Source organism: Lentzea sp. JNUCC 0626, assembly GCF_043632865.1.
Classification (GTDB): Bacteria; Actinomycetota; Actinomycetes; order Mycobacteriales; family Pseudonocardiaceae; genus Lentzea.
The window spans coordinates 3,699,746-3,720,102 of the sequence record NZ_CP171635.1; the positions used below are offsets into that span (position 1 = coordinate 3,699,746).

Annotated in this window: 25 protein-coding genes; 11 read left to right on the forward strand and 14 right to left on the reverse strand. The window is 69.8% G+C overall.

Features of this window, described 5'->3' with window-relative positions; translation table 11 throughout:
• Positions 1-54: 54 nt before the first annotated feature.
• A complete protein-coding gene (locus JNUCC0626_RS15605) occupies positions 55-423 on the forward strand; it encodes a winged helix-turn-helix transcriptional regulator (RefSeq protein WP_394620474.1) in 369 nt (122 codons plus the stop codon).
• Here the strand turns inward: JNUCC0626_RS15605 and JNUCC0626_RS15610 are convergent.
• Complete coding sequence (locus JNUCC0626_RS15610) at positions 420-1,328, reverse strand: NAD-dependent epimerase/dehydratase family protein (RefSeq protein ID WP_394620475.1); 909 nt, start codon at positions 1,326-1,328, stop codon at positions 420-422. The genes JNUCC0626_RS15605 and JNUCC0626_RS15610 overlap by 4 nt on opposite strands.
• A 58-nt stretch (positions 1,329-1,386) precedes the next feature.
• Between JNUCC0626_RS15610 and JNUCC0626_RS15615 the strand changes: the two genes are divergently transcribed.
• On the forward strand, positions 1,387-1,932 hold the full coding sequence (locus JNUCC0626_RS15615; RefSeq protein ID WP_394620476.1) for a TetR/AcrR family transcriptional regulator: 546 nt from the start codon (positions 1,387-1,389) through the stop codon (positions 1,930-1,932).
• Here the strand turns inward: JNUCC0626_RS15615 and JNUCC0626_RS15620 are convergent.
• Together JNUCC0626_RS15620 and JNUCC0626_RS15625 are read right to left on the reverse strand one after the other, a co-directional pair.
• A complete protein-coding gene (locus JNUCC0626_RS15620; RefSeq protein ID WP_394620477.1) occupies positions 1,898-3,076 on the reverse strand; it encodes an FAD-dependent oxidoreductase in 1,179 nt (392 codons plus the stop codon). The genes JNUCC0626_RS15615 and JNUCC0626_RS15620 overlap by 35 nt on opposite strands.
• Before the next feature lie 26 nt (positions 3,077-3,102).
• On the reverse strand, positions 3,103-3,870 hold the full coding sequence (locus JNUCC0626_RS15625; protein WP_394620478.1) for a DUF4142 domain-containing protein: 768 nt from the start codon (positions 3,868-3,870) through the stop codon (positions 3,103-3,105).
• 95 nt (positions 3,871-3,965) lie between these two features.
• On the opposite strand from JNUCC0626_RS15625, the gene JNUCC0626_RS15630 reads away from it, so the two are divergent.
• Positions 3,966-4,454 carry a MarR family winged helix-turn-helix transcriptional regulator gene (locus JNUCC0626_RS15630; RefSeq protein WP_394620479.1) on the forward strand — a complete coding sequence of 163 codons (489 nt, stop codon included), beginning with the start codon at positions 3,966-3,968 and terminating at the stop codon, positions 4,452-4,454.
• Here JNUCC0626_RS15630 and JNUCC0626_RS15635 read toward each other — a convergent pair.
• From JNUCC0626_RS15635 to JNUCC0626_RS15650, 4 genes are all read right to left on the reverse strand, one after another.
• Complete coding sequence (locus JNUCC0626_RS15635) at positions 4,401-4,958, reverse strand: TetR/AcrR family transcriptional regulator (RefSeq protein WP_394620480.1); 558 nt, start codon at positions 4,956-4,958, stop codon at positions 4,401-4,403. The genes JNUCC0626_RS15630 and JNUCC0626_RS15635 overlap by 54 nt on opposite strands.
• A gap of 100 nt (positions 4,959-5,058) precedes the next feature.
• Positions 5,059-6,093, reverse strand: a complete 1,035-nt coding sequence (locus tag JNUCC0626_RS15640) for a CU044_5270 family protein (protein ID WP_394620481.1) — start codon at positions 6,091-6,093, stop codon at positions 5,059-5,061.
• Positions 6,086-6,655, reverse strand: a complete 570-nt coding sequence (locus JNUCC0626_RS15645; RefSeq protein ID WP_394620482.1) for an RNA polymerase sigma factor — start codon at positions 6,653-6,655, stop codon at positions 6,086-6,088. Before JNUCC0626_RS15645 ends, JNUCC0626_RS15640 begins: the two co-directional genes overlap by 8 nt.
• Before the next feature lie 91 nt (positions 6,656-6,746).
• On the reverse strand, positions 6,747-7,313 hold the full coding sequence (locus JNUCC0626_RS15650) for a GNAT family N-acetyltransferase (protein ID WP_394620483.1): 567 nt from the start codon (positions 7,311-7,313) through the stop codon (positions 6,747-6,749).
• Positions 7,314-7,371: 58 nt separating this feature from the next.
• Here JNUCC0626_RS15650 and lexA point away from each other — a divergent pair, with 58 nt between their 5' ends.
• Complete coding sequence (gene lexA / locus JNUCC0626_RS15655) at positions 7,372-8,031, forward strand: transcriptional repressor LexA (RefSeq protein ID WP_394620484.1); 660 nt, start codon at positions 7,372-7,374, stop codon at positions 8,029-8,031.
• Here the strand turns inward: lexA and JNUCC0626_RS15660 are convergent.
• On the reverse strand, positions 8,011-8,829 hold the full coding sequence (locus JNUCC0626_RS15660; protein WP_394620485.1) for a hypothetical protein: 819 nt from the start codon (positions 8,827-8,829) through the stop codon (positions 8,011-8,013). The two genes, lexA and JNUCC0626_RS15660, sit on opposite strands and share 21 nt — an antisense overlap.
• 134 nt (positions 8,830-8,963) lie before the next feature.
• Between JNUCC0626_RS15660 and JNUCC0626_RS15665 the strand changes: the two genes are divergently transcribed.
• Both JNUCC0626_RS15665 and JNUCC0626_RS15670 read left to right on the forward strand, forming a co-directional pair.
• The gene (locus tag JNUCC0626_RS15665; protein ID WP_394620486.1) at positions 8,964-9,641 is read left to right on the forward strand and encodes a response regulator transcription factor; all 678 of its coding nucleotides are present in this window, start codon (positions 8,964-8,966) and stop codon (positions 9,639-9,641) included.
• A complete protein-coding gene (locus JNUCC0626_RS15670; protein WP_394620487.1) occupies positions 9,638-11,164 on the forward strand; it encodes a sensor histidine kinase in 1,527 nt (508 codons plus the stop codon). The genes JNUCC0626_RS15665 and JNUCC0626_RS15670 overlap by 4 nt, the downstream gene beginning before the upstream one ends.
• On the opposite strand, the gene JNUCC0626_RS15675 is transcribed toward JNUCC0626_RS15670, so the two are convergent.
• Positions 11,141-12,019 carry a LysR family transcriptional regulator gene (locus tag JNUCC0626_RS15675; RefSeq protein ID WP_394620488.1) on the reverse strand — a complete coding sequence of 293 codons (879 nt, stop codon included), beginning with the start codon at positions 12,017-12,019 and terminating at the stop codon, positions 11,141-11,143. The two genes, JNUCC0626_RS15670 and JNUCC0626_RS15675, sit on opposite strands and share 24 nt — an antisense overlap.
• 68 nt (positions 12,020-12,087) lie before the next feature.
• Here JNUCC0626_RS15675 and JNUCC0626_RS15680 point away from each other — a divergent pair, with 68 nt between their 5' ends.
• Positions 12,088-12,747 carry a type 1 glutamine amidotransferase domain-containing protein gene (locus JNUCC0626_RS15680; RefSeq protein WP_394620489.1) on the forward strand — a complete coding sequence of 220 codons (660 nt, stop codon included), beginning with the start codon at positions 12,088-12,090 and terminating at the stop codon, positions 12,745-12,747.
• Here JNUCC0626_RS15680 and JNUCC0626_RS15685 read toward each other — a convergent pair.
• From JNUCC0626_RS15685 to JNUCC0626_RS15695, 3 genes are read right to left on the reverse strand one after another with little or no spacing between them, the layout of a single operon-like run.
• On the reverse strand, positions 12,744-14,189 hold the full coding sequence (locus JNUCC0626_RS15685) for a nucleotidyl transferase AbiEii/AbiGii toxin family protein (RefSeq protein WP_394620490.1): 1,446 nt from the start codon (positions 14,187-14,189) through the stop codon (positions 12,744-12,746). The genes JNUCC0626_RS15680 and JNUCC0626_RS15685 overlap by 4 nt on opposite strands.
• Positions 14,190-14,246: 57 nt before the next feature.
• Positions 14,247-15,638 (reverse strand): DUF6297 family protein, encoded by a 1,392-nt coding sequence (locus tag JNUCC0626_RS15690; protein WP_394620491.1) that lies wholly within the window; start codon positions 15,636-15,638, stop codon positions 14,247-14,249.
• Positions 15,635-16,240 carry an ABC transporter ATP-binding protein gene (locus tag JNUCC0626_RS15695; RefSeq protein WP_394620492.1) on the reverse strand — a complete coding sequence of 202 codons (606 nt, stop codon included), beginning with the start codon at positions 16,238-16,240 and terminating at the stop codon, positions 15,635-15,637. The genes JNUCC0626_RS15690 and JNUCC0626_RS15695 overlap by 4 nt, the downstream gene beginning before the upstream one ends.
• Before the next feature lie 101 nt (positions 16,241-16,341).
• Here JNUCC0626_RS15695 and JNUCC0626_RS15700 point away from each other — a divergent pair, with 101 nt between their 5' ends.
• The 3 genes from JNUCC0626_RS15700 to JNUCC0626_RS15710 are packed head-to-tail and all read left to right on the forward strand — an operon-like array spanning position 16,342 to position 18,586.
• Positions 16,342-17,499, forward strand: coding sequence for an LLM class flavin-dependent oxidoreductase (locus JNUCC0626_RS15700; protein WP_394620493.1), 1,158 nt, complete (start codon positions 16,342-16,344; stop codon positions 17,497-17,499).
• Positions 17,496-17,918: a MarR family winged helix-turn-helix transcriptional regulator gene (locus JNUCC0626_RS15705; RefSeq protein WP_394620494.1), complete on the forward strand. Its 423-nt coding sequence runs from the start codon at positions 17,496-17,498 to the stop codon at positions 17,916-17,918. The genes JNUCC0626_RS15700 and JNUCC0626_RS15705 overlap by 4 nt, the downstream gene beginning before the upstream one ends.
• On the forward strand, positions 17,918-18,586 hold the full coding sequence (locus tag JNUCC0626_RS15710; RefSeq protein ID WP_394620495.1) for a CE1759 family FMN reductase: 669 nt from the start codon (positions 17,918-17,920) through the stop codon (positions 18,584-18,586). Before JNUCC0626_RS15705 ends, JNUCC0626_RS15710 begins: the two co-directional genes overlap by 1 nt.
• A gap of 64 nt (positions 18,587-18,650) precedes the next feature.
• On the opposite strand, the gene JNUCC0626_RS15715 is transcribed toward JNUCC0626_RS15710, so the two are convergent.
• Positions 18,651-19,025: a YciI family protein gene (locus JNUCC0626_RS15715; RefSeq protein ID WP_394620496.1), complete on the reverse strand. Its 375-nt coding sequence runs from the start codon at positions 19,023-19,025 to the stop codon at positions 18,651-18,653.
• 557 nt (positions 19,026-19,582) lie between these two features.
• Positions 19,583-19,834 (reverse strand): hypothetical protein, encoded by a 252-nt coding sequence (locus JNUCC0626_RS15720; RefSeq protein WP_394620497.1) that lies wholly within the window; start codon positions 19,832-19,834, stop codon positions 19,583-19,585.
• Between the two features lie 105 nt (positions 19,835-19,939).
• Between JNUCC0626_RS15720 and JNUCC0626_RS15725 the strand changes: the two genes are divergently transcribed.
• Positions 19,940-20,356, forward strand: coding sequence for an XRE family transcriptional regulator (locus JNUCC0626_RS15725; protein WP_394622039.1), 417 nt, complete (start codon positions 19,940-19,942; stop codon positions 20,354-20,356).
• The last annotated feature ends 1 nt before the right edge of the window (position 20,357 follow it).

Consider the following 20,357-nt stretch of genomic DNA (forward strand, 5'->3'; position numbering starts at 1 on the left):
TGCTCACCAAAAGTAACCAATTACCTCAACGTAACTAATGGACGGAAGTGCGCCATGTCACAGACGATGCCGGACTTCAGCGTGCTCGCGGCCACGTGCCCGTCCCGCACGAGCCTGGCGCGCATCGCGAACAAGTGGACGGCCATGGTCGTCTCGGTGCTGGGCAACGGCCGCACGAGGTTCGGCGACCTCAAGGTTCAACTCGACGGCATCAGCGGCAAGGTGCTCACCGAGACGTTGCGGGACCTCGAACGGGACGGCCTCATCACCCGGCACGTGCACGCCGAGGTGCCGCCGCGGGTCGAGTACGAACTGACCGCGCTCGGGCGCACGCTCTACGACCCGCTGTTCGCGTTGTGCCGCTGGGCCGAGGAGCACATCGCCGAGGTGCTCACCCACCGCGAGGCCTACGACGCCCGTTAGCGCAGGCTCGCCGCGCACTCCAGCACGGTGTCGCGGGCCGGGCGCGGTGCCCAGCCGAGCATCGACGACGCCTTGTCGTGCGAGTACGTGTAGTTGCGGCCGAGCATGGGCACCAAGGGCCGCATGTCCTTGGCCACCACCGAAGCCGCGCGCACCACGAAGTTCGGCATCTCCCGTGACGGCGCGTCGAGCGTGCGCGCCACCTCGGACATCCACATGAACCCGCTGACCGCGATGAACCTCTCCCCCGCCGCGTCCGGCGCCGTCATCGCGCGGATGTGCAGATCGGCGACGTCGCGGACGTCGACGATGTTGAGCCCGATCCGCGGCACGCCCGGCATGCCGCCCATGACCCGTTCGATCACCCGCACCGACCCCATGTTGTCGCGCGTCTGGATCGGCCCGAACACCGCGCCGGGCAGCACCGTCGCGAACGAGGTCTTCTTGCCGCGCATGAACTCCCACGCCGCCTGCTCGGCCAGCAGCTTCGACCGGCGGTACTCGTCGATCTTCACTCCGGACGGGTCCGTCCACACCGTCTCGTCGAACGACCCGGTCGCGCCTTCGGGCGGAGTCGCCGCAGCACACGACGACGTCATCACCACCCGCTCCACCCCGGCCGCCACCGCAAACCGCAGCACGCGCAACGTGCCCTCCCGCGCGGGCCCGATCAGGTCGTCGCCCCCGGTCATGGGCGACGCCACGTGCAGGACGTACTGGACGCCCTCCATGGCCTCGGCCCAGCCCTCGTCGGACATCAGGTCGGCCTTCACGACCTCGTACTTCCCGGGCACGGCCGGACGCCGGCCCCGCGTGGTCGTGCGCACCTCGTACCCCTGCTCCAGCAACGCGGCGATGGTCCAGCCGGCCACGAACCCCGTGCCACCGGTCACCAGGACGGTCATGACTCCTCCAAGACTTCGTTAGCCGTTCGGCTAACGAAACTGACTGTACCATCGCCGCATGACTCGCGCCGCGCAAGCCGAACGCACCCGTGCGACGATCCTCGTCACGGCGCGGAAGCTGTTCGCCTCCCACGGGTACGACGCGACGTCGCTGCAGACGATCGCGGACGAGATGGACGTGACGAAGGCAAACGTCTACTACTACTTCAAGACCAAGTCCGCGATCCTGGAAGCGTTGCTGGACAACAACATCGCGTTCTTCGAGGTCCTCATCGCGGACGCCGCGAAGATCAGGGGCAAGCGGGCGCGCACCGAACACCTCGTCGACGGGTTCGTGGACCAGGTGATCGGCAACAGGGCACTGTCCCCGCTCGGCCAGACCGACCCGAGCGTGCGCCGCAACGAGCGGATCAACGCCGAACTGGCGCGGCTCTCCGGCCAGGCCATCGAGCTGATCTACGGCCCGGACCCGACCGACGACCAGCGGGCCGCGTGGTTCGCGGTGAGCGACGTCGGCCCGGTGATCGCCGCGTTCCCCCACCTGAGCGACGACGAACTGCGCGAGGTGCTCAGGCGGCTGTGCCTGCGGGTGCTGAAGGTGTGAGCACGCCGTCGACGTCCGGCGCGACCGAACCGCGGATCAGGTTCCGCACCACGGGCAGCCCGGAGAGCCGGAACGCCAGGTCCCGCACCGAGATCCGCCACGCCGACGCCGGCGCCATCCAGCCGATGAACCGCCGCCCGAACTCCTGGGTGTGCTCCACCGCGGGCTTCAGCCGCGCCTGATATCGGTCGAACGCCCCGTCGAACCCGGCCGTGAGCTCCTCCGCCAGCACGTGCGCGCCGGTCATCGCGAGCGACGCGCCGTGCCCGGCGAACAACGACACCGCGCCACCCGCGTCCCCGACGAGCACGACCTTGCCGCGATGCCAGACCGGCACGTCCACTTGGGACGCTTCGTCGAGGTAGACATCGCCCGGCACCACGGAAAGCAGGTCGGGCGCGACCCACCCGAGGTCGCCGAAGCGCGCCCGCAACTCCGCCGCCGGATCGGCGGGCAGCGCGGGCGACTCCGCGCGGTAGAGCATCAAAGCCGCCATCGACCCGTCCCGCACGGCGTAGCAGCCGATCATCCGGTGCGGCACGGTCAGCATCTGGTACCGGTACCCGATCCGCGCGCTCAACTCCTCGTCCCGGAACGAGAACGCCGCCACGTGGTGCCCGAGGAACCGCACGAACTCCTCGTCAGGCCCGAACACCAACTCGCGCACCCGCGAGTGCACCCCGTCCGCCCCCACGACGAGGTCGAACTCGTCGACCGTCCCGTCGGAGAACGTCACCCGGCCGTCGTCGATCGCGGACACCGTGGTGCCGTACCGGATCGGCGACCGCACGTCGTCCCGGATCACCTCGGCCAGATCGCCGCGCAACAGGCTGATCACCCCGTCCGCCACGGCTTCGTACGCGGCCGTCGAGATCTCGCCGCGCTTGCGCCCGCGCGAGTCGACGCTGGTCACCGACGAGATCGGCGCCCGCCGCCGTTCCAGCGCCGGCAGCAGGCCCATCCGCCGCGCCACCTCGTGACCCGGCCCGAAGAAATCGATCATGAAGCCGCCCGCCCGGAACGACGGCGCCCGCTCCACCACGAGGACGTCCCACCCCGCGCGCTCCAGCCACCAGGCGGACGTGAGCCCGGCGATCCCCGCTCCGACGATCAACGCCCGCTGTTGGGCACTCGACTTAGGCATATGCCCAATCTAGCACCGGGCCAACCTCAGGGATGCATCTTGCGACTGCTCCGACCGCTCGTCCAGAACCACAAACCGGCCACGACCAGCGCCAACACCCCCAGACTGATCGCGCCGTCCGGTATCCCCTCGTCCTGCGGCTGCGCCTGCTGGTACTGCTGGTTCGCCTGCGGCAGCGGCGGAATAGACGGCGTAGGAGCGATCGACGACGGCTGCGCGACGAGCGCGAGCGGGATCGCGTCGGTGTCGTTGAAGTCGACCATCCCGGTGGCTTCGAGCACCGTCATGTGGTCGAGCACGGTGTCCATGCAGACCTTGGCGTAGTCGCGGATCGCGGTGTTGCGCGTGCCGGTGCGCACGGTGGCGAGGAACTTGTAGACCACGCCGTGCGCGGCCCGCAGCCGGTTCGCGAAGACCTTGTCGAACTCCTGACTGCGCGCGGGCGCGGCCTGCATCTCGTTCAGCCAGCCCTGCTGCGCCTCGTTGGGCTGCGTGGGCAGCTGCACCCCGAAGGTCCTGGAGAGCTCGGCGGTCCGGCGGTCGAGGTCGGCGTGGCCCTCGATGAGGTGCCGACCGGCTTCCTGCACCTTCGGGTTCGACGACTTCTCGAGCCCCATCCGCCCGGCAGGCCCCTCCCACAACCCGGCGAGGGCCACCTTCTGGAGCAGGTCGACCCCGGCGGGACCCATGGGTCCGAACTGGGTCTGCACGTAGTCGGGTCCGAAGTTCGGCTGCGCGAACGCGGGCTGCGCGCCCACCAACAGCGTCAGCACTGCGACGAGGAGTATGCGCATGCCGGGGGTTACGGACAGACCCCGGCGCCCCGACCGTTGCACAGTGCAATGTTTATCGTTTCGTTACCTGGCGCGCACCCTGTAGAACTGGGCCGGTGAGCGATGTCGACGACCTGACCGACGCGGTCCTCACCGCGTCCCGCCTGCTCGTGGCCGTCTCGGCGCGGTCCCTCGCCGCCGTCGAGGAGACGCTCACGCTGCCGCAGTTCCGGATGGTGGTCCTGCTCGAGTCACGCGGCCCGATGAGCCTCACCGCGCTCGCCGACCTCCTCCAGGTCAACCCGTCCACAGCCAAGCGCATGATCGACCGGCTGGTCACGTCCGGCATGGTCGACCGCGAGCCGAACCCCGCCACGAAACGCGAGGTCGTGGTCGTGGCGAGCGCCGAGGGCAGCCGGGTGGTGGGCCAGGTGATGGCCCGCCGCCGCGCCGAGATCAGCACGATCGTCGCCCGCATGCCGGAGCACCTGCGGCACGGCCTGGTCGAGGCGCTGACCGCGTTCGCCGAGGCCGGGGGCGAACCGCGCTGGTCAGCCTCCGACGAGACGCCGCAACGGCCCCGCGACCACGCCGAAGTCGACTGACGGGTCCAGCGCCCGGTGCAGGACCAGCCCGTCGATGGACGCACTGAGCAGCAACGCCACCGCGTCCGCGTCCGGCACCCCGGCGGCTCGCAGCCAGTCGGCGATCCGCGCCCGGAAGTCCACGACCAGCGCCGAGAGGCCGTCCCGCAGCGCCGGCAGCCGGTGCGCCGCGAGGAACGCCTCCGCCAGCAGCAACGACTCCGGGTCGGTGCCGGTGAAGCGGGCCAGGTCCGCGAAGATCCGCTCGACGCCCTCGGCCGGTGCCACGGCCCGCACCGCGTCCGCCGACTCGGCCAGGATCCGGGTCGCGAACTGCAGCGCGGCCGTCGAGAGCAGGTCGGACACCGACGAGAAGTGGTAGTGCACGAGCGCCGGGTTCACCCCCGCCCGTTCGGCGACCAGCCGGGTGGTCACCGCACCCCAGCCGACCTCGCCCACGAGCTGAGCCGCGGCGTCGATCAGTTGTTCACGGGTGCGGCGGCCTCGATCGGCTGAGTTGGGCACCTGATCAAACTACTGGTGCGACTCGGGAGTCGCCCGTCCCCCCGAGGACGCGCAACTCCCGAGTCGCCTGTTCCTCCCGCGCCCCGAACGCGGGTGGAAGCTACTTCCCGCCCTGCGAGTCCACGATCCTCGTGGTCACCGACGAGGACTGGCGGACGGTGCCCTTGTCGAGGCCGCCCTGGTCGTCGGGCAGGTCCTCGGCGATGGTCTCGCGGCCGCCGATGTAGTCACCGTTCTCCGGGTCGATGATGATCTCGGTGAACTCGGACACGATCTGGACGCCGAGCGCGACGCCCTGCTTGCCGTCGAGGTTCGCCCGCTGCTCGGTCACGACCAGGCCGGGCAGCAACGCCAGCGCGCGGAAGATGTTCGCGCGCACCTCGGCCGGGAACTGGCCGGACTGCAACGCCTCGCGGGCCTGCTGCAGCGCGCGGCCCTCGGGACCACCGCCCGCGTTCAGCCTCTCCAGCAGCGCCTTCGGGTCCTTCGGCAGCGAGGCGATGAACTCCGGCGTGGGGTTGTGGAAGTCCCCTGCCGTGCACCTGTCCGGCTGCCCCTCCGCCATGTAGGAGTACTTGCCGCAGGCGCCGCGGAACTCCTCGCCGTTCTTGAACGCCGAGCCCGACTCCGGCTCACCCGTGCCCTCGTGGCCCGCCACCCACTTCGACGGCTGGACGGTCGCCCGCAGCAACCACTCGTCGTTCCGGTTCGCCGGGATCCACTCCTCGTTGGTCATGTCCGTGGACCACGCCTTCGCGCCCTCCGCCGAGGTGATGCCCTCGTACCGGGTGCGCACGTAGCGGAACTGACCGGGAGCGAGCGGCCGGTCGACCACGCGGGAGGCGAGGTCGGCGGCCTTGATCAGCTCTTCGGCGGCGGTGGCGGAGTTGCCGCCGGTGCCGGTGAGGTCGACGGTCGAGGCGGCGAGGCCCGTGCCGGTCAGCACGGTGACGGCGGCCGCGGCGGCGAGCCACCGGACCTTGTTCCTCTTCTTCGGCGGCGCCACCGCGCGGGTCTTGAGCGCGGTGGCCAGGGCGGCCTTGCCGGCGGCGACGTCGAACCGGACAGGTTCGTCACCGGCCTTCGCGAGGGTGGCGTCGAGCACGCGGTCGAGGGTCTCTGGCTGATCAGACATGGCTGTCCTCGGTGAAGTCGTGGGCGGTCGCGGCGAGACGGGTGCGCAGCCGGGCGCGGCCGCGGTGCAGACGGGTCCGCACGGTGGCCATCGGGACGTCGAGCGCCACGGCGATCTCGGCGGGCGTGAAATCCGCCCACGCGTGCAGCAGCAGCACCTCGCGTTCCTCGATCCGCAGCTCGGCGAGCCATGCGGTGAGCGGTCCGGCGAGGACGTCGGCGTCCGCGGCGGCACTCACCTGGTCGCCGATGTCGGCCACGTCGGTGCGCGCCGCGTGCTCCTTGCTCCACGCCCGCAGCTTGCGCTCCTCGGCGCGGACGTGACCGCGCAGCAGGTTCGTCGCCACGCCGTAGAGCCACGCCCGCACCGCGTCGGCGGCGTACGGCTGCCCGGCGCGCTGGTCCCACAGCACCAGGAACGCCTCGGAGACCACGTCCTGCGCGGTGTCGGGACCGACCCGCCTGGCCACGTAGCGGTGCAGCCGCTCGGCCGTCGTTTCGTACAGCTCCAGCAGCGCGGCCTCGTCCAGCACGGCCGGCGCCACTTCTGGTGTCAGCGCCACGGGCGCCACCTCGGTTCGCACAGACCTACCTGGACGCAGGCCCCCGGAGCGTTCCCGCCGTGTGCCCACCGCCACATCGTGGGCCAGGCGGTCAGATCTCGCGCGGGAACGGGTGCCGGTCCGCGAACTCCGCGGCCAGCATCCCGAACATCACCATGTCGTGGTGCCGCCCGGCGAAGAACTCGTGGTCGCGCAGCCTGCCCTCCTCCGTGTAGCCGAGCTTGCGGTGCAACGCGATCGAGGCGTCGTTGAACGCCCACACACCCGACTCGCACTTGTGGAACCTGCGTTCCCCGAACATGTAGCCGAGCAACAGCCGCACGGACTCCGTGCCGTAGCCGCGGCCCTGGTGCTGGTTCCCGATCGTGATCCCGTACTGGAACCGGCCCGCGTGGTAGTCGGCCATGGCGGTCGAGATCAGGCCCACCGGCGCCCGGTCGGCCAGCGACTCGATGGTGAGCATCATCCTGTCGTTCTCGGATTCCTTCAGCGCGAGTTTCTGCGCCCATTCCCGTTGTCCCGCAGCGGAGCGGGGCGGCAGGATCCGCCCGGCCCTGCGCGCGTCGTGCGTGTTGGCGTCGAAGGCGTGCAACGGTTCCCAGTCCTCGGGTTCGACGCCGCGCAGCCGGACGAGGTCTCCTACCCAGAGAGAGGTCATGAGCATGATCGAACGACCACCCGATCGTGTTTGGCAACCGGATTACTACTATCGCCGGATGACCGCCTACGACGATCTCGAACTCGACACGACGGTGCTGCCGGAACGCCAGCAGATGATCCTCGTCGCCATCCGCGACTGGGTCGTCGAGCACGGCTACTCCCCCAGCACCCGTGAGATCGGCGAGGCCGTCGGGCTCAAGTCGTCGTCCAGCGTGTCGAAGCACCTGGCGGCGTTGGAGGACAAGGGTTTCCTCAAGCGCGGCGGTTCGGTGACGCGGCCGATGGACGTGCGGGTGTTCCTCAGCGGCACACCGGTCGTGCCGGGCATGCCGTCGGAGGACTCGATCTCGGTGCCGGTCGTCGGTGACATCGCCGCCGGTTCGCCGATCTCCGCCATCGAGCACGTCGACGAGGTGCTGAACCTGCCGCGCGGGCTGGTCGGGCGCGGCAGCAACGTGTTCGCGTTGCGCGTGCGCGGTGACTCGATGATCGACGCCGCGATCTGCGACGGCGACACGGTCGTGGTGCGGCAGACGCACGAGGCGTACAACGGCCAGATCGTCGCCGCCATGATCGAGGAAGAGGCGACGGTGAAGGTGTACCAGCGCCGGGGCGGCCACGTGTACCTGGAGCCGCGCAACGAGGCGTACCCGGTGATCGACGGCGACAAGGCCGTGATCCTCGGCATCGTCGTCTCAGTTCTTCGGAGCGTCTGAGAAGAGCTGCTGGGCGACGGTCGTGCAGACCTGGGCGCCCGCGAGGTGGTCGGTGCTGCGCACCCGCGTCAGCACCGCGAGCGACCAGCCGTCCCAGAGCGCCAGGCAGGTGACGGTCCACGTGTCGTCGTGCTGGGTCCAGCCGTTCTTGACGGCGAGCGGCTTGCCCTGCAACGCGGGTGCCTGCGGGATGCCGAACCGGCCGTCCGGGGAGATGTCGCGCATCATCGCGAGCAGCTTCTCCCTCCACTCAGGACTGATCCCCGGGCCGATCTCCAGGCACTGCCCGATTCTCGCCGCGTCGTTCGCCGAGACCTTGGTCTTCGACCACCAGTTCGGGGTGATGGCGGTCTCCAGCAGGCCGCACGTGCTGATCATCCGCCGCACCGAGGCGTCGCCGCCGAGGTTGAGGTAGAACCGCTGCGCGATCTTGTCGTCGCTCTCGCGGATCATCTTCGCCATCGCCGCCGTGTCCGCGTCGGACACCACCGAGTTCTTCGCCGTGATCAGGTCGAGCGCCAGCCACGCCTTGATCATCGACTCGGTGAACGTGCGGATGTCCTGGCCGCCGACGAGCACGATCCCGTTGCCCCGCAACGCCCACGTGTACTCGCCGGCGAACTGCACGGACACGTGGTCGGGGTTGGGCTGCCACTTCTTCTCGGCCACCTTGGACGGTGCGGCCGGTGCCGCCGGTGCCGCCGGTGCCTCGGCGGGCACCGGGACGGGTTCGGCCGCCAGGGGTGCGGGGGCCTGGCACGCGGTGAGCAGGAGCACGAGTGGAATCCAGCGCTTCATGGCCGCCGATGCAAGGCCGACCGCGATGAAGAAACGACGAAGAGCCGGTCAGGGCGCCGTTCGAACGAGCGAATTCACGACGCCCAGACCGCGCCTTCATCGTTCCTTCACGGCCGTCGCGCAGTATGGAACGCGTGAGCGCGCGCATCCTCGTCGCCGAGGACGATCCGAAGCAGTCGCACCTGATCAGGGCCTATCTGGAGCACGAGGGCCACAGCGTGCTGGTGGCGCGCGACGGCAGGGCGGCGATCGACCTGGCGCGGGCCCGCACGCCGGACCTGGTGGTGCTCGACGTGATGATGCCCGAGGTCGACGGCCTGGACGTGTGCCGGGTGCTGCGGGCCGAGTCGCAGGTCCCGATCCTGATGCTGACCGCCCGTTCGACCGAGGCGGACCTGCTGCTGGGGCTCGACCTCGGCGCCGACGACTACGTCGTGAAGCCCTACAGCCCTCGCGAGCTGGTGGCGCGGGTGCGGGCGTTGCTGCGGCGCTCGGGTGCGCCGGAGGTCAGCGGGCCGATCCGCGCGCTCGACGTGGAGATCGACGCCGACCGGTTCGAGGTGCGGATCGGCGGTGAGCTGGTGGCGCTGACCGCGAAGGAGTTCGAGCTGCTGCGGGTGCTGGCGTCCGCGCCGGGCAAGGCGTTCTCGCGGGGCCAGCTGCTGCAGGAGACGTTCGGGTTCGACCACAACGTGCAGGAGCGGACGGTGGACGCGCACGTGATGAACCTGCGGCGCAAGATCGAACCCGACCCGGCGGCACCGAAGTACGTGCTGACCGTGCCCGGCCGCGGCTACAAGTTCGCCGGATGAGCCGGTTCGCGCTCAAGATCGCCGCCCTGGTCGTCGTCACGGTCGTGGCGGCGGTGGCGGCGACGGCCTGGCTGACGTTGCGCGAGACCACCCGGCAGGTCGAGAAGTCCGTCGAGGTGGCCTGGCAGGAACTCGACGACGTGGCGCAGGAGATCAAGCTGCACGGGCTGTTGCGCGGGTCGTGGGATGACGTCGGGACCGTGCTGCCCGCGCTCGCGCAGCGACTTGGCCAGCGGGTGCGGGTGGTGCTGACGGACGGCACGGTGCTCGCCGACACCCAGCCCGGCACGTCGCCCCGGCAGTCGGTCGCGGTGCAGACGCGGCCGGAGAGCACGTTCGTCACCGAGTTCGAGGCGACCAAGGCGCTCAACAGGTACGAGATCGACCTGGCGCTGGGGAGGTGCATGCAGGCCCAGGGGGTGCGGGTGCAGGTCCTGTCGCGCAACGACGGCATGCCCAGCTTCTACACGGAGAACGCCGTGCCGCAGCTGTGCCTCCCGGTCCTGGGCTACGCCGAGTCCACCATCGCGGTGCGGTGCGCCTTCGACAAGGGGTGCGTGCAGCGGGAGTTCGCGGCCAAACTCGCCACCCTCATGCCCCCACCCGTGCTGGTGCAGGCGGGAGCGATCAACCAGCCGCAGCAGGCGAAGGTGTCGCTGCTGCCGATCCTGCTGAGCACCGGACTCGTGGCGTTGCTCGCGCTCGTGGTGTCGTTGCTGATCAGCCGCGGAGCGTTGCGGCCGATCAGCGCGCTGGTCACGTCCGCGCGGCGGTTCGGGGCCGGTGACCTGTCCGGACGGGTGCCGGAGAAGGGCGACCTGGTGGAGCTCACGCGCGCGTTCAACGCGATGGCGGAGTCGTTGCAGCGCAGCCGGGAGCAGCAGCACAACATGATCGCCGACATCGCGCACGAGCTGCGCACCCCGCTCGCGAACATCCGCGGGTACATCGAGGGGGTGCGCGACGGGGTGCTCCCGGCCGACGACGAGCTGTACCGGTCGTTGTACGAGGAAGCCCTGTTGCAGCAACGACTCATCGACGACCTGCAGGACCTCGCGCTGGCGGAGGCGGGGTCGCTGGTCTACCACATGTCCACTGTGGACCTGGCGGACCTGCTGACGACCTACCGAGCGGCCGGGGTGATCGTCGAGGCGCCCGAGCCCGTGGTGGTGCACGCGGACCACGACCGGCTCCGGCAGGTCGTGGGCAACCTCGTCACGAACGCGCAGCGGGCGGGCGCGTTCTCGGTGACGTTGCGCTGCCGGGTGGACGGGCTGTGGGCGGTGGTCGAGGTGGCCGACAACGGGTGGGGCATCGCGGCCGGGCAGCTGCCGCACGTGTTCGACCGGTTCTGGCGGGCGGACAACGCCCGCGGCCGCGAGACCGGCGGGCGAGGGCTGGGGCTCGCGATCGCGCGGGAGATCATCACCGCGCACCGGGGCTCGATCTCGGTGGCGAGCGCGGTCGGGGTGGGCACCACGTTCACCGTGCGCCTACCCCTACAGGGCACCCCAATCGCGTGACCTGAGGTGCTCGACGACCGCGTTCGTGGCGGTCGTCGTGTCCCGGGTGACGACGTAGAGGGTGTTGAGCGGCGGGATCTCCGGGTGGTGCAGCTGCTCCACCGAGCCGGCCGCGATGGCCGGGTCGGCCAGGTAGCGCGGCAGTGCCGACACGCCGGCGCCCGCGACGACGGCGGCCAGCACCGCGCGCAGGTCGGGGACGGTGACGGCGACGGTGTTGCGCGGGCGTTCGCCGAACTCGCTGCGCCAGTAGCGGCGCAGGATCGGCAGGGTCGCGTCGTAGGCGACGAGCGGCAGGTGTTCGAGGGCTCGTCGCGGGTCCTCGTCGAGGACCTGCCGGTCGATCGTCCTGGCCAGCAGGGGTGGGCCGACCAGCACGAACTCCTCGTCGGTGAACGGGGTGGCGGTGAACCCGGCCGGCGGGCGGATCGACGAGAGCACCACGTCGAGCTGCCCGGCCTTCAGCGCTCTGAGCAGGTCGTCGGCGAGGCCGAACGCGACCTCGAACCGGAGCCCCCTGCGGGTGAGCGGGGCGAGCGCGGGCAGACCCCGGACCGTCATGAACTCGGCGGCTCCCCCGATCCTCACCGTGCCGTCGAGGGCCGCTGCGGGGTCGAGCGCGGTGCGGAGCTGGTCGAGGTGCTGGCCGATCCTCCTGGCCAGCTCGTCGGCACGGGGTGTGGGGGTGACCCCACGACTGCCCCGGACGAACAGCCGGGTGTCCAGCTGACTCTCCAGTTTTGCGAGCTGGCCGCTGACCGCGGGCTGGGTGAGGCCCCGCCGGGTGGCCGCGCTGGTGAGCGAGCCGCCCCGGTAGATCTCCAGGAACGTCTCCAGCAGATCCAGGTCCGTCAAGCGCTGAGCCATAAGGCAGCTTATAGCTTCATCTGCTCGTTCTGCTGATTTGTGATGTCCTGGGTGACATGAAGAAGCTGCTCATGGTCGTGTCCGCCGCCGACTCGCTGACGTTGGCGGACGGCACGAGCCATCCCACCGGGTTCTGGGCCGAGGAGGTCGTGGAGTCCGTCCGCGTGCTGCGCGAGGCCGGTGTCGCGGTCACCCTGGCGACGCCGGGCGGTGTCGTGCCCACGGTCGACAAGGCCAGTCTCGACGGAACGTTCGACGAAGCCGTTGCGTCGCTGGAGGATCTGCGCACACCTGTGGTGCTGGACGGCGTGCAGGCCGCTGATTTCGACGCGATCTACCTGCCGGGCGGGCACGGTCCGATGGCGGACCTGGCGTCCGACGCGACGCTGGGCGCGTTGCTCGCGGAGTTCCACGACGGCGGCAAGCTGGTCGCGGCGCTGTGCCACGGTCCGGCCGGGTTGCTGAGCGCGGTCCGCGCGGACGGCACGTTCGTGTTCGCGGGCAAGGAGATGGCGGTGTTCTCCGACGAGGAGGAACGCCAGGGTGGCCTGGCGGTCCCCTACTCGGTCGCCGGACGTCTCGCCTCGCTCGGCGCGCGGATCTCGTCCGGTGAGCCGTGGTCGAGCACGGTGGTCGTGGACGGCGGGCTCGTGACGGGCCAGAACCCGCAGTCCACTGTGGCCACCGCTGCTCGGGTCGCGTCTTTGCTCGTTTAGGCGAGCGCGGCCGCGATCCGTTGCAGGAGGCGGAGTTCGTCGGCCTTGGTGACCGGGATCTCGGACGGGGCGTTGTCCCAGTCGATGTGGTCGAGCGCCAGCACGGACTTCCGGTCGAAGTCGAGCGCCCGATGCCGCAGTTCCGGCTCGAGCAGGGTGATGACGACGCCGGTGTTCACCGTCGTGACCTCGGCCAGCAGCGCCGCGTCGTAGAGGTCCTTGGCCTGCGGGTAGCTGTCGGTGACGAGCCACTGGAGCTTCCACGCGAGGGAGAGCTCCTGGTCGGCGGCGAGCAACGTCGTGCCGGCGATCTCGATCGGCTGCGGCGCGATCGGCAGGTCCTCGTTGAACACGAGGTCGATCTGGATCGCGCCGTCCGGGAGCCCCTCGACCTCGAACGGGAACACGATCCGCAGGCCGGGCACCCGTTCGTAGGTCCAGATCGGCTCCACGACGGACGGCGCGACCAGCTCCCGCAGGCCCGCGACGAGTTCGTCCGCCTGCGGGCTCTCGACCGCGATGTCCTTCGGTGTCACCACGAAGTCGAGGTCACCGGGCTCGCGCGCGGCGTCGCCGAACCACGCGCGCATCAGCGTGCTGCCGCGCAACACCAGGTGCTCGGCCCACTTCGTCGCGCCGATGGCGTTGAGGGTCTGCGCCATGACCTCGCGCCGCTTCTCCAGCCACCGCACGCCGTCCGCGGGGTTCCCGAACTTCGGGTCCCCTCCCCGGAATGCGTGCTGGTGGTGTTTCAGCGCCGGGTCGAACACGGCACGCTGCTTGATGTCGTGCCGCGGCTTCAGCGCGAGCGGCTGGTAGGTGTCCGGGAACCCGTGCTGCCCGGCCGGCGCCTGCCGCAGCTGTTCGTCGCTGCTGTAGCCGGTCTTGCCGTGGATCCAGCCATCGTCGATGTGCAGCGCGTCGTCGTCGACGACGTACTCCTCCTCGACCTCCAACACTTCGTACGCCTCGAGGTCTTTGAGCAGCGCGTCGAGCCGTTGCCTGGCCGTGGCCCGCCCGACCCCGAAGCACCGCTGCGTGACGAACCGCTCCTCGGACCCGTCGTCCCGCGTCCGGCGCGCGTTCTCCGACACATGTGCCTCGTGCGGCTTCATCGCCTGGAAGAGCCCGAAGTAGTAGTCACGCCAGTTGCCGACGAACCGGCATTTCACGTGGTGCTCGAAGTACAGCGCCGGGTCGGCCTCGTCGTCGGTCTGCGGCACCCCGTCGTTCCACGGCGCGGCCTCGATCTTCACCCGCACCACGAACAGGTCGGCGTCGAGCAACCGCTCCCGCCACTGCCCGGCGACCGCGCGCACCTCGTCGATCGTGCCCTTCGCACCGATCGTCAGCATCGGCTGCGAATAGAGCTTCCCGCTGTGCAGCTTGATGTGCGTGAACTTGACCTGGTGTTCCCCCGCGAACCGCGCCAGCTCCTCCACCTGCCACTCGGAGCCGGTCAGATGTAACTCGAACTCATCCGCGAACACATTGCCCCCTTACACGAACGCTTGCACCACGGCGAGGACCGCCAGCAACGCGGGCCCCCGGCTCAACTGCACGATGAGCCCCAGCGGCGTAGGCCCGAACAATCCGAAGTCGACGATCGCGGCACCGTAGTCCACCGGCGGCCGAGTGGCGATCCGATATGCGACAGCCACCGCCCCCACCGCCGAGATCACCCCGTTCACCACCGACACGTGCGGCGTGAACGCCGTGCTGGCCGCACACCAAACCACGGCCCCCACCGCCGGAACCACCAGGTGCGCCAACCGAAGCTGCCGATCCGGCACCCCCAGCGCCCGCCTCAACGCCCGCGACCGGCACACCGCCTTGAGCCCCGCCGCCAACCGATCGGTGGCGAAGAACGCGGCCACGACCTGAACCCCGGCAACCGCGTTCTCCTCACCCCCCAACGCCACCAACGCGGGCGCGGGCAGGAGCGCCGCCCAAACAAGGACAGCGTTGGGCGCCCGACGCACCCGCAGCACATCGGTCCAGGCAAGCGCGACGACTCGCGACCGCGGACCAGCCAGTCGCGCCGACTTCACTCGCCCCAGAGCACGCGCGCGACGTTCGGCGAGAACGGCCCCCAGCAGCGCCAAGTCGAACCAGCTCACCGACACCCGTGCCACCCCGGCGAGGGCGGCACCGGCCGCCAGCTCAGACCGCCGCAACCGCCCCGCAGAAACGACCGCCATCACCGCCAGCGCCAGCGCCAGCGCCACGCCCCACACAACCCCCACCGGCCCAGCGCTCTCAAACCCACCCGCCCAGCCGCCCACCCCACCGAGCCCGCCCGGCACCCCACCGAGCCCACCTGGCATCCCACCCGACCCCAGCACCTCCAACCGCCCGGCCGGCACCAGCAGCGCCACCACCGCCAGTCCCACCAGCCCGCTCAACCACCCCTGCGGCGCCACCCCGACCCGTTGCAACACCACAGCCCCAGCCACCACCGCCACCCCGACAGCGGCCCCCACCGCCACCGCGACCACCGGCGGCACAACCGCCCCCACCACCCCGAACACCACGGCGGGCCACACCGCCCCCAAAGCAGCCCCGCCCACCACCAACAACCCCAACCGGGGCCGCAACAACCCACCCCGCGACACCGGCGCGCTCACCACCCAGAACATCCGGTCCGCCCCCACGAACACCGGCCCGAACGCCAACGCCACCTTCATCAGCACCACAGCGCCCACCACCGACAACCACAGCGCCGTCCACGCACTCCCCACCTGGGGTGTCTTGGTCAACCCGGCGGACACCAGCCCGTACCCGACCGCACCGACGATCGAGAAGTTCACCGCCCGTGAGTACAGCCGCACGACCCGAAACCGCCACGGCACCGGCACCGCCAACCGCCGGGCAACGGCGAACGCGCTCACAGCGTGACGGTCCGGCACGCCACCGCCTCGACCAAAGAAACTTCGTGCGACGCGAACACCACAGCCACCCCGGCCGCCTTCTCCGCCAGCAACCGATCCCGCAGCCAGGCACGGCCCGCGACGTCGAGCCGTTGCTCGGGTTCGTCGAGCACGAGCACGGACCGCGGCCGCACGAAACAGGAAGCCAGCCCGAGCCGGTGCCGCTGCCCGGACGACAACGTCGGCGGCAACTGGTCCGCCACGGCCTCCAGCCCCAACTCCACCAGCAGCCCCTCGACATCCTCCGAAGACCCGTGCAGCCAAGCCAGCAACCGCAGGTGCTCCACAACGGACACGTCGGGGAAGTAGTCGGCGTCGTCCAACAACGACGCGACCGCCGACCGAAACGCGGCCGACGACTCGTCCAGTTCCTCACCGCGGAACAGCACGGTGCCGGTGTCCAGCACCTCGGCCCCCACCAGGCACCGGAGCAGCGTCGACTTGCCCGAACCGTTCGCCCCCACCACGGCCACGGCCTCACCTGGGCCGGCAACGAACGACAGACCTGCGAAAACGGGAACTCCGCCATAGCCGAAGCCGGCGTCCCCCACGCCCAGTGACATGTGATCAGGGTAATGGGAATGGATCCGGCGCCCGTGCGTTACAGTAGATGCAGACGCATTAGTCACCATAAGGTGACCGAAGACAGAAGGAGGCGGGTGCCGTGCAGTTCGGAATCTTCTCGGTGAGCGACATCACCAGGGACCCGGTGAGCGGCGAGACCCCCAGCGAGGCCGAGCGGATCGACGCGATCGTGCAGATCGCCGAGAAGGCCGAGGAGGTCGGGCTCGACGTGTTCGCGATCGGCGAGCACCACAACCCGCCGTTCTTCTCGTCCTCGCCGACCACGTTGCTCAGCCACATCGCGGCGAAGACCAAGAAGCTCACGGTCAGCACCGCGACCACGTTGATCACCACGAACGACCCGGTGCGCATCGCCGAGGAGTACGCGATGCTCCAGCACCTGGCGAAGGGCCGCATGGACCTGATGCTGGGCCGCGGCAACACCGCGCCGGTCTACCCGTGGTTCGGCGCGGACATCCGGCAGAGCCTGCCGCTCGCGCTGGAGAACTACAACCTGCTGCACCGGTTGTGGCGCGAGGACGTCGTGGACTGGGAAGGCAAGTTCCGCACGCCGTTGCAGGGATTCACCAGCACGCCCCGGCCGTTGGACGACCTGCCGCCGTTCGTGTGGCACGGCTCGATCCGCACGCCGGAGATCGCGGAGCAGGCAGCCTTCTACGGTGACGGCTTCTTCGCCAACAACATCTTCTGGCCGAAGGAGCACTACATCCGGCTGATCAAGTTCTACCGCCAGCGGTACGCGCACTACGGCCACGGCACGGAGAAGCAGGCCATCGTCGGTCTCGGCGGTCAGGCCTACATCGCCAAGCGGTCGCAGGACGCGCTCAAGGAGTTCCGCCCGTACTTCAACGAGGCGCCCGTCTACGGCCACGGCCCGAAGATGGAGGACTTCATGGAGATGACGCCGCTGTCGGTCGGCAGCCCGCAGGAGGTCATCGACAAGACGCTGACGTTCCGCGAGCACTTCGGCGACTACCAGCGCCAAATGTTCCTGATGGACCACGCGGGCCTGCCGCTCAAGATGGTGCTGAACCAGCTCGACCTGCTCGGCGAGGAGGTCGTTCCGGTGCTGCGCAAGGAGATCGAGGCGCGCCAGGACCCGGAGACCGCCAAGCCGCCGACGCACGCCAAGCGCCTGAAGGACAAGTACGGCGACGGCCCGGCCCGCCAGCCGAAGCCGAACGCCAACCGGGGTGACAACGTCACGGGCGGCTCGCCCTACCAGGATTCGGAATGACGCGAGCGAACGAGGCCTGGGAGTCCCTGATGAGGGCGTACTCGGTGTTGATGAAGCAGTTCAACGCCGAGGACATCTGGGGCGACCTGACCATGCGGGAGTACGACGTGCTCTACCAGCTGTCCAAATGCGACGGTCCACTCAGGATGAGCGAACTGAACCGCCACGTGCTGCTGAGCCAGCCGGCCCTCTCCCGCATGGTCGAACGCCTGGTAGAACGCGGCTACGTGGAACGCTGCCCCGACCAGGGCGACCGCAGGGGTGTGCGCCTGTCGCTCACCCCCGCGGGCCGCGCCACCCAGCGCCTGATCGGCCTCCCGCACGCCCGCAGCGTCACGCGCGCCCTCAGCGTGCTGTCACCACAAGAACTAGACCAGCTCGCCGCGATCACCGGCAAGCTCAGCCAGAGCGAGGAGTAATGGGCCAGAACTTCCAGCTGGTGGTGGTGTCCGCCGGCACCAGCGACCCGTCGTCCACCCGACTGCTCGCCGACCGCGTGGCCGGCCGAGTCACCACCCTCGCCGGCAAGAAGGCGCAGACCGTGGGCACGTCCGTGGTCGAACTGCGCGAACTGGCCTCCGAGATCGCCAACGCGCTGGTGTCCAACCACATCGGCCCCAAGCTGCAGAAGGCGATCGCCACCCTGCAACACGCAGACGCGATCGTGGCGAGCACCCCGGTCTACAAGGCGGGCGCGAGCGGCCTGTTCACGTCGTTCTTCCAGATCCTCGACAACGACCTGCTGATCGCGAAGCCGGTGGTGCTCGCCGCGACCGCCGGCACCGCCCGGCACGCACTGGTGGTCGACGACCAGATGCGCGGCCTGTTCGCCTACCTGCGCACCGTGGTGGTCCCGACATCGCTGTTCGCCGCGACCGAGGACTGGCAGGACAACGGCCTCAACAAGCGCATCGACCGCGCGGCCCTGGAACTCGTGGCGCTCATGACCTCGGGCTTCGAAAAGACCGTCCGCGACGAGTCGTGGGGCTCCTACCAGCACGAATACGGCAGCGCGGGCGGCACCGAACTGTCGATCGACCTCGACTCGGACCTGATGAAGCTGGCTGCGGGCGGCTCGGCCGGCTGACACTCCGCATCACGCGAGAGCTTCTCGCTCTCGCGTGATGCGCCCGGAGCGTGATCGTCGCGGACTACCGGGCCAGGTGGGCCTCGACGTCCTCGAACTCCACGACCTGCCGCACCTCGATCGACATCTCCTCGACGCCGACGAAGCAGGTGACGTACTCCTCCGCCACCGCCGTGGCAGCGGCCAGGTCCTCGGCGCCGATCAGCAAGAACCCGCCGACGACCTCCTTGGCCTCGGCGAACGGCCCGTCGGTCGACCGGACCGCAGCCCCACGCCGGCGCACCACCGCGCCGGTCGGCTGCACGCCCTCGGCGCCGAGCATCACGCCGTTCGCGGTGAGCTTCTCGACGAACGCGTTCATCCGTTCGACGAGCTCGGGCGTCGGCTCCCACGATGCCGGGTCGTCCTGCTGGACCCGGTGGATGAGCATGAACCGCATGGTCACTCCTCGTTGTCGACTGGCGGCGTGGATCACCGCCACCCCTGCGTCGATCGACGTCACGGAGCTTTCGACATTTCGGCCGTGATGGCCAGCCGAGATTTTCGCGGCCGCTCGTGCCCCTGCCCTGCGTCTTGGCGTGCGCGTGGCTGTTCGGCGACCTCTGCTGCGGGCAGGTCGTGTGGAATCCGCAGCTCTGGCGCATTTCGGCTTGGTCGGCCACGGGTCTGTCGACTCGGCCACGCGGTCTGTCGACATCGGGGCGAAGTGTTCTGTCGACGTCGGGCGACCCGTCCGGGGCTGTGCCGACCGCTCCCCGCGCGATTCCTCCTGACGCAACGCGCGGACCCCGGTTTTGGTTCCCGCTCTGTCCACAGGCTATCCGAGATCGAGTATCACCAGGTCAGCGCGACGCCAACCTGTGGACAACTCGCGATCAAGGAACGGCGACCAGCTCCCCATATCAAGGAACGGCGACCAGCTTCCCACCCGTCGGCTCCCGGCCGCTGGTCTCGACGGTGTGTGGTCATCGCGGTGGCGGCCGCGATCGCGTTGGTTCAGCGCGCGCAGCGCAGGCCCGCGTCCCCCGCGTAGCAGCCCGGTCCCAGCCGGGTCGCGTTCACGAACAGCAGCACGCACTCGTCGCTCGCGAACCCCGCGATCAACGCCCTCCGGCGTGCCATGTCCAGTGCCTCGCGCACCGCTTCCTCCGGCGTGTGCTCGTAGGACCAGCCGGTGAAGGCCTGGGCCTCGGTCACGTCCGGCGGATTGGTCACCACCTTCGCCATCTCCCGCTCCCCCTCGGTCATTCATCTCAGCTAACGTCAACGACCGTAAGTTGCACGGGCGAGCCGTGTCAATCCAAGATGAATGAGTTTCCCGATTGCGTTCATCTGAGCACACGGAAGGCGATGATGGCCGAGACACAGACGCTCGCCGAGCGCATCGACCGCCTGTTCCAGGTGGTGCGTCGGCCCAACGGGGAGCCGCACAGCCACGAGGAGGTGGCGCGGGCGTGCCGGGAGAGCACTGGAGAGACGTTTTCGGCGGCTTACCTGTGGCAGTTGCGGACGGGGCGCAGGGATAACCCCACGAAGCGGCATTTGGAGGCGTTGGCCGGGTTTTTTCAGGTTCCGCCTGCCTACTTCTTCGACGATGAACAGGGGAGGATCATCGCCGAGGAGCTGGAGTTGCTGGGGGCGTTGCGCAACAGTGCGGTGCGGGACCTGGCGTTGCGGGCGGTGACGTTGTCGGCGGAGGGGCTCGGCACCGTGGCCGACATCGTGGAGGCCATCGGACGGCGAGAGGCGCGGCGCGGCAAGGGGGAGTGAG